The organism is Arthrobacter sp. CAN_A1, from assembly GCF_015751665.1.
Lineage (GTDB): Bacteria > Actinomycetota > Actinomycetes > Actinomycetales > Micrococcaceae > Arthrobacter_D.
In genome coordinates, this window is record NZ_JADOUR010000003.1 from 169138 (window position 1) to 181688 (window position 12551).

Annotated in this window: 12 protein-coding genes; 3 read left to right on the forward strand and 9 right to left on the reverse strand. The window is 66.4% G+C overall.

The genetic code is table 11. The features are described 5' to 3' along the window. The first annotated feature begins 117 nt into the window (after nucleotides 1-117). The gene (locus tag IWX62_RS05240; RefSeq protein WP_196840318.1) at nucleotides 118-1017 is read left to right on the forward strand and encodes a general stress protein; all 900 of its coding nucleotides are present in this window, start codon (nucleotides 118-120) and stop codon (nucleotides 1015-1017) included. Here the strand turns inward: IWX62_RS05240 and IWX62_RS05245 are convergent. Together IWX62_RS05245 and IWX62_RS05250 are read right to left on the reverse strand one after the other, a co-directional pair. Continuing rightward, nucleotides 1014-1937, reverse strand: coding sequence for a macrolide 2'-phosphotransferase (locus tag IWX62_RS05245; protein WP_196840319.1), 924 nt, complete (start codon nucleotides 1935-1937; stop codon nucleotides 1014-1016). The genes IWX62_RS05240 and IWX62_RS05245 overlap by 4 nt on opposite strands. 3 nt (nucleotides 1938-1940) lie before the next feature. Further along, entirely contained in the window at nucleotides 1941-3503 is a 1563-nt protein-coding gene (locus IWX62_RS05250) for an aminopeptidase P family protein (RefSeq protein ID WP_196840435.1), read from the reverse strand. A 102-nt stretch (nucleotides 3504-3605) separates the two neighbouring features. Between IWX62_RS05250 and IWX62_RS05255 the strand changes: the two genes are divergently transcribed. Beyond that, nucleotides 3606-4451, forward strand: coding sequence for a PHP domain-containing protein (locus tag IWX62_RS05255; protein WP_196840320.1), 846 nt, complete (start codon nucleotides 3606-3608; stop codon nucleotides 4449-4451). Between the two features lie 16 nt (nucleotides 4452-4467). On the opposite strand, the gene IWX62_RS05260 is transcribed toward IWX62_RS05255, so the two are convergent. From IWX62_RS05260 to IWX62_RS05270, 3 genes are all read right to left on the reverse strand, one after another. Further along, the gene (locus IWX62_RS05260; RefSeq protein ID WP_196840321.1) at nucleotides 4468-5328 is read right to left on the reverse strand and encodes a DNA-methyltransferase; all 861 of its coding nucleotides are present in this window, start codon (nucleotides 5326-5328) and stop codon (nucleotides 4468-4470) included. Between the two features lie 7 nt (nucleotides 5329-5335). Further along, nucleotides 5336-7081 (reverse strand): DEAD/DEAH box helicase, encoded by a 1746-nt coding sequence (locus IWX62_RS05265; RefSeq protein WP_442859238.1) that lies wholly within the window; start codon nucleotides 7079-7081, stop codon nucleotides 5336-5338. 247 nt (nucleotides 7082-7328) lie between these two features. Further along, a complete protein-coding gene (locus tag IWX62_RS05270; RefSeq protein WP_196840322.1) occupies nucleotides 7329-8831 on the reverse strand; it encodes an RNB domain-containing ribonuclease in 1503 nt (500 codons plus the stop codon). Between the two features lie 94 nt (nucleotides 8832-8925). Here IWX62_RS05270 and IWX62_RS05275 point away from each other — a divergent pair, with 94 nt between their 5' ends. Beyond that, nucleotides 8926-9657: a ferritin-like fold-containing protein gene (locus tag IWX62_RS05275; protein WP_196840323.1), complete on the forward strand. Its 732-nt coding sequence runs from the start codon at nucleotides 8926-8928 to the stop codon at nucleotides 9655-9657. 35 nt (nucleotides 9658-9692) lie between these two features. Here IWX62_RS05275 and IWX62_RS05280 read toward each other — a convergent pair whose 3' ends face one another. Genes IWX62_RS05280 through IWX62_RS05295 form a run of 4 tightly spaced genes read right to left on the reverse strand, consistent with a single transcriptional unit; the run spans nucleotide 9693 to nucleotide 12432 of the window. Further along, entirely contained in the window at nucleotides 9693-11156 is a 1464-nt protein-coding gene (locus IWX62_RS05280) for a protein adenylyltransferase SelO (RefSeq protein ID WP_196840324.1), read from the reverse strand. A gap of 48 nt (nucleotides 11157-11204) precedes the next feature. Then, complete coding sequence (locus IWX62_RS05285; protein ID WP_196840325.1) at nucleotides 11205-11507, reverse strand: hypothetical protein; 303 nt, start codon at nucleotides 11505-11507, stop codon at nucleotides 11205-11207. 25 nt (nucleotides 11508-11532) lie between these two features. Then, the gene (locus IWX62_RS05290; protein ID WP_196840326.1) at nucleotides 11533-11757 is read right to left on the reverse strand and encodes a DUF3107 domain-containing protein; all 225 of its coding nucleotides are present in this window, start codon (nucleotides 11755-11757) and stop codon (nucleotides 11533-11535) included. A gap of 54 nt (nucleotides 11758-11811) precedes the next feature. Next, a complete protein-coding gene (locus IWX62_RS05295) occupies nucleotides 11812-12432 on the reverse strand; it encodes a TetR/AcrR family transcriptional regulator (RefSeq protein WP_333483226.1) in 621 nt (206 codons plus the stop codon). Nucleotides 12433-12551 lie beyond the last annotated feature (119 nt).

The following is a 12551-nucleotide window of genomic DNA, read 5'->3' on the forward strand; positions in this document are numbered from 1 at the left end:
CTAGGCTACTTTGGAACGGCTGGTTCTGTGTTATCGGACGGGCTGTTGAGTCCGGTGTCTCGTTCACTGCGAGCGATACGGCCCCACGGGCAGGTCAAAGTGGGCAAGAATAGGACCATGTCAAACGTGCTTGGTCGAACGGCGTCCCGGGATGAAGGCCGCATCCTGCCCAAAGGCGAAACGGTTGGACGGTACAGTGCCTACCTGGATGCGCAGAAGGCAGTGGATTACCTTGCCGACAGCAAGTTTCCGGTGCAGAAGGTCTCGATCATCGGCAGCGACCTGAAGACCGTGGAGCGGGTCACCGGACGGCTCAGCTACCCACGGGTGGCTCTGGCCAGCGCTGCCACCGGCGCCTGGTTCGGATTCTTTGTGGGCCTGATCCTGACCCTGTTCGGCGACGGCGGCGCGTACCTCCCCATCTTCACGGCCATGGCGCTGGGTGCAGTGTTCTGGATGCTGTTCGGCGTCATCACCTACGCGTTCCAGCGGGGCAAGCGGGATTTCACGTCCACCAGCCAGGTCATCGCGACCAGCTACGACGTCATCGTCGAACCGGAATCGGTCAATGAGGCGCGGCGCATGCTCCAGCAACTGCCGATGAACGGTCAGGCCCAGCATCCGGGCGGACCCGCACAGGGTTGGCAGCCACCGGCAGCACCGTCGGCCGGGCCACCCGCCGGCGGCACCCAAGGGCCGGCTGGGGCCCAGAACCCAGGCCAGCAGCCCGACCGGCCACCGGTCTGGCAGGACCCCCTCGCCCAGCCGATCCGGGACACCCAACAGCCCGGCACCGGCGAACCCGCCCCAGCCCCTGGCAGCGCAACCGAAGAGGGTGCCAACGCCTCGGCCCAGGGCCAACAGTCCGGACCACGGCGCGGCCAGTTCCCCGACCTGCCGGATGGTCGTCCCCAGTACGGTGTCCGGGTGACCCAGCCGGACACTAATGCCGCCACTGAGGGAACCCCCGCAGACGGCTCCGGAGAGCCGGGCCGGCCCACCGACAAACAGTCCTAGCCACCCTCGCCCGGCGGGCCGCCAGCCAGCAGGGCGGCCGCCGCCGTGAGGTGGTCCGGCTCCCCGGTCTGCATTGCATACGTGGCATAGCCCACGGGTCCCGCCGCCATCAGCGCGGCACACCGGTCGGCGAGTCGCGGCTCATCCCAGCCTGTGACCTCACGGTAGGCGGCAACGGTCCGGGCGAACGCGCCGGGCGGGGCGCTTAGCTGCTGAAACATGAAGTCGACCGCCGGGTCGGCAACTGCCGCAGTGGTCCAGTCCAGGACCCCCTCGATCCCGGCATCCGGGGTGAGGAGCAGATGCGCCGGGTACAGCTCACCGTGGGTGAGGACCGTGCGGGTGGGCCAGAGGGCGTCGTCGTCAATCCACTGCGCCCAGCGCGTTGAAAGGGTGCTGGCGACGGTGAAGTTCGCGTGCGCCGCAGCGATGTCTGCGCGCCACTTTTCCCGCACCTGATCCGGGCTGCGGGCCGGAATCCCGGCGGCTGCAGCCGCCGCTGCATCCTGGGTCTGCAAGGCGGCAATGAGTCGTCCCAGGGACGTGGCGTAGTGCTCCGATGTCTGATCGAAATGCCAGACCGGTAGCCCGGCCCGGTCCAGGGTGAGCCCCGGGCTGCCGGGCAGCAACGGGTAGGCGATCAGCTCGGGGGACTGGATTTTCCAGTCCGGGACCGCCACGTCAAGCCGTGGCTTGAGGAAGTCGAGGATCTTGGCTTCCTCACCGAGCGTCGCTGCGACGTCGGGCCGGCGCGGTAGGCGGAGCACCCACCGCGAGCCGTCCGGACCGCTCGCGAACACCACCCGATAGTCGAGGCCGGCCTCGTTGAAGCTGAGGCTTCCTACCGTGAGGTCAAGACCATGCCGCGACGCCAGGGCCACCACCTGGTCAGGGGTCGGCGCGGGCGTAGCAGCGGTCATCGGCTACTCGCCGGTGGGGCTGTAGATGCCTGCCATCCACGCCTCGACGTCGTCGGCCTCGCGGGGGAGCGCGGCGCTCAGATTCACCGGGCCGTCAGCGGTCATCAGGATGTCATCTTCGATCCGGACCCCAATGCCACGGAATTCCTCGGGTACGGCCAGGTCTTCGTCCTTGAAGTACAGGCCCGGTTCGATGGTGAAGACCATGCCCTCGGTGAGGATGCCATCGAGGTAGAGTTCACGCTTGGCCTGGGCACAGTCGTGCACGTCCATGCCGAGGTGGTGGCTGGTGCCGTGCGGCATCCAGCGGCGGTGGTGCTGCCCGTCCGGGGACAGTGCCTCCTCGAGGGAGACGGGGAGCAGGCCCCACGCATCGAGGCGTTCGGCGAGGACGGTGATCGCTGCCTGGTGCACGTCCCTGAACTTGCGTCCCGGCTGTGCGGCAGCGAACCCGGCGTCTGCGGCGTCGAGGACTGCCTGGTAGATCTTCCGTTGGACGTCAGTGTATTTGCCGTTGACCGGGAGGGTGCGGGTGATATCAGCGGTGTAGAGGCTGTCGGCCTCAACGCCGGCATCGAGGAGCAGGAGCTCCCCGGCGTGCACCTGCCCGTTGTTGCGGATCCAGTGCAGCACCGTGGCGTTGTTGCCGGAGGCGGCGATCGTGTCGTAGCCCAGGTCGTTGCCTTCTTCACGGGCGCGGGCGAAGAATGCTCCTTCGACCACGCGCTCGCCGCGCGGGTGGGTGATGGCACGGGGGAGTTCCTTGACCACTTCGTGGAACCCGTTGACCGTCGCAGCGACGGCGATCTTCATCTGCTCCACTTCCCAGGCATCCTTGATCAGGCGCAGCTCGGACAGGGCCTCGGCGAGTTTGCCGTCCAGTTCATCGGATTTCTCCAGATCCACGCCCGTGTTGATCCGGGAAGTGTCGACCAGCGCATCAGCGTTCATGTCGACCTCACGCAGGAGCCGGATCCGCATGCCGCCGACCTCGGGGACTCCAGCGTCCTTGGTGACCGCCGTCTCGAGCTCGGCAAGATCGGCCGTCTCGATGGAGAGGAGAGCCCTGACCTGGGCGTGGGACAACCGGGAGCCGATCCAGAACTCGCCGTAGCGGGCGTTGGCGTAGAACTCGGGGTTGTCATGTCCGGCGAGTTCCCTGAAGTACAGGGTGGCGTGGTGCTGGCCGCCGTCGTCGCCCTGGCCAGCCTCAACCGGTTCCATGATCAGCACGGCATCCGGTTCGTGGTCCAGCCCGAGACCGGTGAGGTGGGCGAAGCCGGAGTGCGGCCGGAAGCGGTAATCGGTGTCATTGGAGCGGACCTTGAACGGCCCGGCCGGGATGACGAGGCGTTCGCCCGGGAACTGGTCCGAGATGGTCCGGCGACGCTTCGCTGCGTGTGGCGCTACCTCGGTCTCAGCGGGGAGTTCGGTGTGCCTGGGCGCCCACTGCTGGGCCATGAAGGCCTTGAAGGCTTCCGAATCGGGGCGCTGCGAACGGTTCTCGTTGCGGGCAGCGAGGGGCTGCTCCTCAGGAGTGGAGGGCGCGCCGGCGGTCTGGGACAGGGTCTTGTTCTCTGCAGTACTCACGCCTCCATGGTCTCACCGGTACCGGAGGCAACCAAACAGTTGTCAGCCGGAACGGTGGGGCGGGCGTAGATTGGGTGGGTGAGAATCGACCTGCACACCCATTCGACCGTCTCCGATGGCACCGAAAGTCCTGCCGTCCTGATCAAAGCGGCTCGGGACGCTGCGTTGGATGTGATCGCCCTGACGGACCACGACTCGACGGCCGGCTGGGCTGACGCAGCCGAGGCAGCCCGCAAGCACGGGGTGGCACTGATCCCCGGCATGGAGGTCTCCTGCCGGACCGACACAGGTATCAGCGTCCACGTGCTCTCCTACCTGCACGACCCGTCGCATCCCGGCCTGGTGGCCCAGATCCAGCGGTCGCGGGATGCCCGGCTCTCACGCGCCGAGCGGATGGTGGAGCGCCTGGGTGCCGACTATCCGATCACCTGGGCGGACGTGCAGGAGCACATTGCCGAGGGTGCGACGGTCGGACGTCCCCATATCGCCGATTCCCTGGTGACGCTGGGTATTGTTGCCAACCGCAGCGAGGCGTTCACTCACATTCTGACAGCGGCATCGCCCTACTGGGTGGGCCACTACGCACCGCACCCTGCCCAGGCCGTGGAGCTGATCCGCGCGGCCGGGGGCGTGGCCGTTTTCGCGCACCCCGTCGCCTCGGCGCGCGGGCGGATCGTGGGCGACGACGTCATCGGGCAGATGATCGACGCCGGTCTGCAGGGCCTTGAGGTGGATCACCGCGACAACCCTGAGCCGGGGCGGCAGGAACTGCGGCGGATCGCGGCACGGCACGGCTTGCTGATGACCGGGTCAAGCGATTATCACGGAGAAGGAAAACCGAACCGGCTGGGGGAGAACCTCACGGATCCCTCCGTCCTGGACCAGATCGAAGCATTGGCCAGCGGCACGCTCTCGGTACGCTGAGCAGCAGCCGGACGGCTCAGCAGTAGGCACCCAACCGGGCGGTCATCACATCGATCGCCTGGGGGTTCTGGTCGACGCAGACAAAGCGCCGGCCCAGCTTCGCTGCCACGGCACCGATGGTCCCGGACCCCGCGAAGAAGTCCAGCACCCAGTCGCCTTCACGGCTGCTCGCGGTCACCGCCCGACGGAGCAGACCCTCGGGTTTCTGGGTGGGGTACCCTGTCTTTTCCCGGCCTGTGGGGGAGACGATGGTGTGCCACCAGACGTCGGTGGGCAGCTTGCCCAGGGCGGCCTTCTCGGGTGTGACCAGCCCCGGCGCCATGTAGGGTTCCCGGTCCACGCCGGCACTGTCGAAATAGTAGTTCGACGGATCCTTCACATACACCAGGATGTTGTCGTGTTTGGCGGGCCACCGGCTCTTCGCCCGTGCGCCATAGTCATAGGCCCAAATGATTTCGTTGAGGAAACTGTCCCTGCCGAACAGGGCGTCAAGCATGACCTTGACATAGTGCACCTCCCGGTAGTCCAGATGGACGTACAGGGTGCCGTCGTCGGTCAGTAGCCGCCACGCCTCGGCGAGTCGTGGGGCAAGGAAGTCCCAGTAGTCCTCGAAGGCGTCGTCGTAGCTCGCCAGCATCCCCTTGACCGTCGAATAGCTGTGCCCCTTGAACCCGACCCGGTCGCCGGTGCCATCAAGGTTGCGCACCATGGAGGTTTGCTGACGACGCTGAGCCCGCCCCGTGTTGAAGGGCGGGTCAACGTAGATCATGGTGAAGGACTTGTCCGGCAGCGTGGGGAGGTACTCGGCGTTGTCCGCGTGCACCACCAGGTTGCTGCCGTCCGGGCGCCACAGCGGCACCGGACCGGGAACCGGCATGCCGGGCTTAGCCCTCGGTGCCGGCGGCGGGCTTGTTGACTACCTCGCCGTTGCGGCTGCGGGTCCGTGAACGGCTCCGGCGTGGACGGTCGGCGGCTGGTGCACCGTCGGAGCTCGACGCCGGAGCGGTGGCTACTGCCTCGCGTGGTTGGCTCGACCCCTCGGATGATCCGCCCGACCGGCGACGACGGTTGCCCGAGCCGTCCCCGGCTGGCTGGCCGCCACGCTGATCGCTGGAACGTGACCGGTCACCTGAGCGGTCGCCGCGTGCGCGGTCACCCGAGCGGTCGCCGCCGCCTGAGCGGTCCCCGCCGCGCGAACGCCCCGAACCCTGCGCCTCGGAGGCGCCCCGGTGCTTCTTGCCGGTCTCGCCGAGATCCTCAAGGGTCTCTGCATTGATGCCGGCCAGGGTGCGCTTGTTGCGGGGCAACCTGCCCTTGGTGCCCTCGGGAATGTCGAGCTCCTCATAGAGGTGCGGTGAGGAGGAATAGGTTTCCACCGGTTCGGCGGAATCCAGGCCCAGGGCCTTGTTGATCAGCCCCCAGCGTGGCATGTCATCCCAGTCGACGAACGTGACGGCGGTGCCTTTCTTGCCTGCGCGTCCGGTCCTGCCGACGCGGTGCAGGTACGCCTTCTCATCTTCGGGGCACTGGTAGTTGATCACATGGGTGATGTCTTCGACGTCGATGCCCCGGGCTGCCACCTCGGTGGCCACCAGGACGTCAATCTTGTCGCCGCGGAAGGCCCGCAACGCCTGCTCCCGGGCGCCCTGGCCCAGGTCGCCGTGGATGGCCCCGGCAGCAAAGCCACGGTCAATCAGTTCCTCGGACAGTTTGGCGGCGGTGCGCTTGGTCTTGGTGAAGATGATGGTCCGGCCGCGGCCGCGGGACTGCAGGATCCGGGAAACCACCTCTGCCTTGTCGAGGTTGTGTGCGCGGTAGATGACCTGGCGGATGTCCTTTTTGGTGATCCCCTCGTCCTCGGGATCAGCTGCCCTGATGTGTGTGGGCTGCGTCATGTAGCGGCGTGCCATGGCAACCACCGGGCCGGGCATGGTCGCAGAGAACAGCATGGTCTGGCGGACCGCTGGGGTTCCGGCGATCAGCGTCTCAACGTCAGGAAGGAACCCGAGGTCGAGCATTTCGTCGGCCTCGTCCAGCACCACCAGTTTGACGTTGGCCAGGGAGAGCAGTTTCTGCCGGTACAGGTCGATGAGCCGGCCGGGGGTGCCCACCACGATTTCGGTGCCGTTCTTCAGCGCCTCAATCTGCGGTTCGTAGGCGCGGCCACCGTAGATGGTGACAATACGGGCGTGACGCTTCTTGGCGGCGGTGGTCAGGTCGCCGGCCACCTGGACGGCGAGTTCGCGGGTGGGGACCACGATGAGGGCCTGCGGTGCGCCGGGGACGGGAAGACGGTCGTAGCCGTCATCCTTGGGCGCGACGACGCGCTGGAGGGCGGGGATGCCGAACCCGAGGGTCTTGCCGGTGCCGGTCTTGGCCTGGCCGATGATGTCGTGGCCGCCGAGGGCGATCGACAGGGTCATGGCCTGAATGGGGAAGGGGTGGATGATCCCGGCGTCGGCGAGGGACTCGACAATGTCGGGGCGGACGTTGAAATCCGCGAAGGTCTCTACCGCCTCTTTGTGAGGCTCCTCGGTGGTTACCAGCGTCTCCTCGACGAAGATTTCGTCGTCGCTGTTGTCAGCGTGGAGATGGTGGGTGTCGGTCACCTGGGTGTCTTCAGTGTTCAATTAAATACCGTTCATTTAGGCCGTACGGCTGCTGGATCTCGACGGGTGGCTGACGTGTGGTCAGCCCGGAGGAACAGGCGCATGGCGTCCAGTGGAAGCCGATCGCGGGCTTACAACTGCAGGCCGGGGATTCGAGCGAATCCTGCCGGCTAAGAAGAACTCAAGATCGCGTAGGTACTTGCGGGTCAGGGGTAACTAATCAGGAAATGATGAGTACGACCGGGCATCCATTACTACGCAGTAAACTCTACCCTGCCCCGGCGGGGGTGCCCGACACGCCGGGACTGGCCTGACCGGTGACCAGTTCGAAGCGGGTGACACGCGCATCAATATCGGCCCGGACCAGCCGGACCCGGACCTCCTCGCCCGCCACCAGCTCCCCCTCGCACCGCGCTTCGACGGCCGGGTTGGCGAGCTGGATGGTGCCGACCGGGGTGTGGCCGGCACCGTTGTTGCCATTGGGAGGTTTTGCACCCGAGATGACGACGGCGTCGAACTCCTGGCCCACCAGATTACTGAGCAGTGCAGCCTCGACGGCGTCGAGCGCCCCCCGCTCCAGCCGTGAGGAGAGCTGGTTGGACGAGTTCATCAGCGAGTTAAGTTCGGGCAGGGCGTCGCGTGCCCACCCCGGGACATCAGTGTTGGAGCACAGGGCAGCGCAGATGACCAGGACGAACCGGTCCACCAGCCGCCGCAGCGGCGCCGTGGTGTGGGCATAGGGTGCGGCGATCGCCGCCTGGGTCATGGCGGTGGGCAGGTCGCCGTCGAACGCTGTGTAGCCGGCGCCCCGGAACAGTGACGCTGCCGCATGCATCAGAGATAGCTGCCGTGGCTCGGTGGTGTCGAGGCTGCGCAGGAACTCCCCATAGGCCATCCCCTCCGGCCAGGGTGTGCCGAGCACCCTCGCCTGGTGGCGGAACCGGTCCATTGACTCCTGAGCCGGCGGAGGCATGGTGCGCAGGACGCCGATTTTTCCGTCAATCATCAGCTGGGCGGCCGCCATCCCCGTCATCAGGGAAATCTGGGCGTTCCAGTCCTCGGCCGGTAGTGGTGGCGAGGTGAGGATGAAGTACCTGTCGCCGTCGTTGGCAATTTCCTGTTCCGGGAGGTTCAGGCTGGCCCCACCGCGGAGCCGTTCCAGTTCGATGCGCAGCAACCCCACTTCGCGGAGCAGGATCAGGTTCTCGGGTGCCCCACCCGAATCGATATCCCGTTGCACCTGGTCGTAGGTCAGCTGGGCGCGGCTGCGGATCAGGGCGCGCCGCAGGTCGGTGCTCTGGACCTCCCCGGCAGCGTCAAGATCAAACTGCCACACGTAGGCAGGGCGTATCTTGCCGGGGAGCAGGCTGGCAGCGTCCTCGGAAATCGTTTCAGGATGAAGGGAAATCCTGCCGTCCGGCGCATAAACGGTTTGGCCGCGGCGGCGGGCCTCCCGATCGATCGCTCCGCCCGGGGTCACGAACGCGGGCACATCGGCGATCGCATACCAGATCCGGTAACCGGACCCCTTCCGTTCGAGGTGGACTGCCTGGTCAAGATCCGTGGACCCGGGTGGGTCGATGGTGATGAAACCCAGGTCGCTGAGGTCAGTCGCCGGGCGGGGCTGGTTCCTGATGGCCTGGCTGGCTTCGGCCAGCACCTCGGGCGGGAAAGTCGCCTCAAGACCCAGTTCTTCGCGCAGCGACTGAAGGGAACGGGTCAGCTGCAGCTGCGAGTTGCGGTTCGACAAATCAAGATGCGAGTACGGCACATCACCCACCGTAATACACCGGGCCGGGCGGTTGCCGGATCGGCCGGGAGCGGGGCCGGGTTCCCGACCGGCCTGCACCGGTACCCTTAACCCCATGAGTTCAATGCAGTCCTCCCTCCCCGAGCAGGCCTCCGACGAGCACCCGGTGGGTGAGCAGCCCCGACTGCCTGCTGACCCGCGGTACGCACGGTTCATCGTCGACCTGTTCGGGGTAATGGCCTACGGTGAACTGTCGGGGTTCGAGCGGTTGTCCTCCGACGCACGCTTCTCGCCGACGCTGCATGACCGGGCGGCGCTCGGACGGCTTGCCGTGATCGAGTTTGAACACTTTGAAATGGTCAGTGCCCACCTGAACGCCCTGGGCGTGGACGTGGAAACGGCGATGACCCCGTTCCAGCCCTCCATCGATTCGTTCCATGAGCGGACGCGGCCCGCTGACTGGTACGAGTCACTGATGAAGGCCTACGTCATCGACGCAATTTCCGGCGATTTCTACACCGCCCTGGCCGGCCGGCTGGACGAACCCACCCGCGAGCTGATCGGCAGGATCCAGGCCGACGATGCACGGGGTCCCCTGTTGCAGGAACGCCTGCGGGCCGCCCTGTCCGACGATCCGCGGCTGGCGTCCCGGCTGGCCTTGTGGGGACGCCGCCTGGTCGGCGAAGCGCTCACCCAGGCGCAGCGCATCGGCATTGAACGGGCCTTCCTGGGCTCATTGCTCTTCGCCGGGGCTGAGGAAGACCAGGAGAAGGAGACACTGCTGCTGTTTTCGCAGTTGACCCGCAACCATTCCCGGCGGATGAGCCTCCTTGGCCTCACCGCCTGATCGGATGCGGCCCTCGTTGTGCTGCCGCTGACTGCTCAGGTGCCGCAGTACGTCCGGTACACGCCGAAGTCCGCTGGCGCTGCAGCGGCGTAGCGCTCCAGGCCGGTCCGCTCCTGGTACGGGGAAACGATGGCCTCCAGGAGCCGCTCGAAGGGTGCGAGGTTCCCGGCGGTGGCGGCGTTCAGCGCCTCCTCCACCAGATGGTTGCGGGGAATATAGGCAGGGTTGGTGCCGGCCATGAGCGCGGCGTCAGGCTTGAGGGCACGCCACCGTTCGACCCAGTCGCCCACGCCCTGCTGGTCGGCGAAGAGGGAACGCATGGGGCCGGCGTCGCCCCCTGCTGCTGCACCCAGCAGGCGGAAGAAGGACGTGTAGTCGACCCGGTCCGTTTCAAGGAGGGTGAGGAGATCATCGATCAACTTCAGGATCACTGCCTCATCCTGAGGGCCGGACAGACCGAGCTTGGTCTTCATACCGGCCGACCACGCGTCTCCGTACTGCTGGCGGAACCCGCTGAGCGCCTCGGTGGCCAGGGCCACGGCCTGATCCTGCTCGTCGTGCAGCAGGGGGAGGAGCGCCTCGGCCAGGCGCGCCAGGTTCCATTCGGCCACCACCGGTTGGTTGGCGTACGCGTATCTGCCGCTTTCATCGATCGAGCTGTAGACGGTCGCCGGATCGAACCCCTCCAGGAAGGCGCACGGCCCGTAGTCGATGGTCTCACCAGAGATGGTCATATTGTCGGTATTCATCACGCCATGAACGAAACCGACGAGCATCCACTGTGCCACCAGTGACGCCTGGGCGGTCAGGACCGCCTTGAACAGGGCCAGATAGGGCTGTTCGGACTGGGCAGCGGCGGGGTAGTGGCGGGCCACCGCGTGGTCGGCGAGGCGGCGGAGGAGGCCGACGTCGCCGGTAGCCTGGGCGTACTGGAAGCTCCCCACCCGCAGGTGGCTGTCCGCCACCCGGGCGAGCACGGCTCCCGGCAACTCGGTGTCGCGGCGCACCGACCGGCCGGTCGCCACGACCGCCAGGGCGCGGGTGGTGGGCACGCCGAGGGCGTGCATTGCCTCACTGATGAGGTATTCGCGGAGCATCGGGCCTACGGCTGCCAGCCCGTCGCCGCCCCGGGCGAAGGGGGTGCGCCCCGAGCCCTTGAGATGAAGATCGTGGAGCCGGCCGGTGGGATCAGTCAGCTCGCCGAGCAGCAGCGCGCGGCCGTCGCCAAGCCGGGGAGAGAATCCACCGAACTGGTGCCCTGAGTACGCTTGCGCCACGGGGGCGGCGCCGTCGGGAAGGGATGTGCCGGTCAACAGCCGCAACCCGTCAGGGCTGCGCAGCATTGCAGGATCCAGGCCTAGCGTCGTGGCGAGGACCTCATTGAGGACGAGCAGGCGCGGCCGGGGAGCGTCGTCGGCCTGCCACGGGACTGCCATCTCGCTGAGCTCCCGGGCGAAACGGTTGTCAAGGGTGAGGGCTAGCTGGGGTGTCACACTCATCTATCGAGCGTACAGCGGGCGGGCTCCTGACGCGTAGGACAATTGGCGTCAGGTGTCCGTCACCCGCCGGAGTGCCTCAGCATCCTCGGTTTCCCGGTGCCGTCCCAACCACCAGGCGGTGCCGACGGTGACCAGGACGGTAGCCACCAGGGGGAGGGACCAGCTGAGCCAGAACAACTCAGGGTGGTACCCCAACCCCGTGAACTGCATGACCACCCAGCCGAGAAGGCCGGTGAGAAGGGCAACACCGGGGAGGAGGAACACACTGTGCCGCTGGTGTGTCCGGTCGATGAGCTGTACAGCGCAGCCGATCACCAGGGCCACCACGGTGACGGCCAGCAGCGTGAGCATGCTTCCCCCTACCCGGGCGTGCGGGTTAGAGCGCCCCGAACCCTACCCGGCGTGATTCTTCGGCACCTATCTCGACGTAACCCAGGACGTTCGAAGGGACGATCACGTGGCGTCCCTTGCTGTCGGCGAGCCGAAGCTCGGAGCCGCCATTCATGGCCTTTGCCACAATGTCAGCTACCTCGTCGGCGGTCTGCTCGGACTCGAGCACGATCTCGCGGTTGACGTTCTGGATACCAATCTTAATTTCCACGGCGGTTCCTCCTGGTGTTGCGGTCAGTGGGTGAAGTCCTCATTGGAACCTACTCTAGATTTCCTTGGGGAAGCGACTGATTCCGCGCCAAGCTAAACGGTAAATCAGTTCGCTGGCGGCATCGATGTCCATGGTGCCGTCTGTCTCCAGCCAGTACCGTGCGCTGACCTGCGCCATGCCGGCCAGACCGTGTCCCAGGAGGGTGGCCTCCAGATGGGACAGGTGGGTGTCTTCGGCGATCACCCCGGCGATGGCGCTGGCGAACCGGGCGTTGAATTCCTCGAGCCGGCCGCTCACATCGGGATCGTTGAACAGGTCCGATTCGAAGACGAGCCGGTACGCCTGACTGTCCTGGGCAATGAACTGGAAGTAGGCCCGCATGGTGGCGTGCACCCGAAGCTTGTTATCAGTGGTGGATTGCAGTGCGTCGACCAGGAGGGCGGTCAGTTCGGCCAGGTGATTCTCGAGCAGTGCCAGGTAGAGCTCGCGTTTGCCGGGAAAGTGCTGGTACAGGACCGGTTTGCTGACCTTCGCTACTTCGGCGATCTCGTCCATCGCCGCGCCGTGATACCCGTTGGCGACGAAGACCTCGTGTGCGGCGCTCATCAGCTGGCGCCGTCGCTCATCCCGCGGGAGGCGCGTAGCTTTGCCGCCTGTCGGTGCTTCTGAGCTCACGCTTCTTCTGACCTTCGGTTGCAGGATGGACCGCCTCCGGTGAGGAGGAGATCCCTGGCGGTTAGCCTCCAGTTTACCCACGGGTAACCTGGCGGGGTGTACGGCTGGTATCGACGACT

Excerpts from the sequence above, each read along its gene's own strand:
- IWX62_RS05245 (WP_196840319.1), bottom strand. The coding sequence starts at position 1,937 with ATGACCGCTGCTACGCCCGCGCCGACCCCTGACCAGGTGGTGGCCCTG.
- IWX62_RS05240 (WP_196840318.1), top strand. The coding sequence starts at position 118 with ATGTCAAACGTGCTTGGTCGAACGGCGTCCCGGGATGAAGGCCGCATC.
- IWX62_RS05260 (WP_196840321.1), bottom strand. The coding sequence starts at position 5,328 with ATGCCGGTTCCCGGTCCGGTGCCGCTGTGGCGCCCGGACGGCAGCAAC.
- IWX62_RS05285 (WP_196840325.1), bottom strand. The coding sequence starts at position 11,507 with ATGCTCACGCTGCTGGCCGTCACCGTGGTGGCCCTGGTGATCGGCTGC.
- IWX62_RS05275 (WP_196840323.1), top strand. The coding sequence starts at position 8,926 with ATGAGTTCAATGCAGTCCTCCCTCCCCGAGCAGGCCTCCGACGAGCAC.
- IWX62_RS05280 (WP_196840324.1), bottom strand. The coding sequence starts at position 11,156 with ATGAGTGTGACACCCCAGCTAGCCCTCACCCTTGACAACCGTTTCGCC.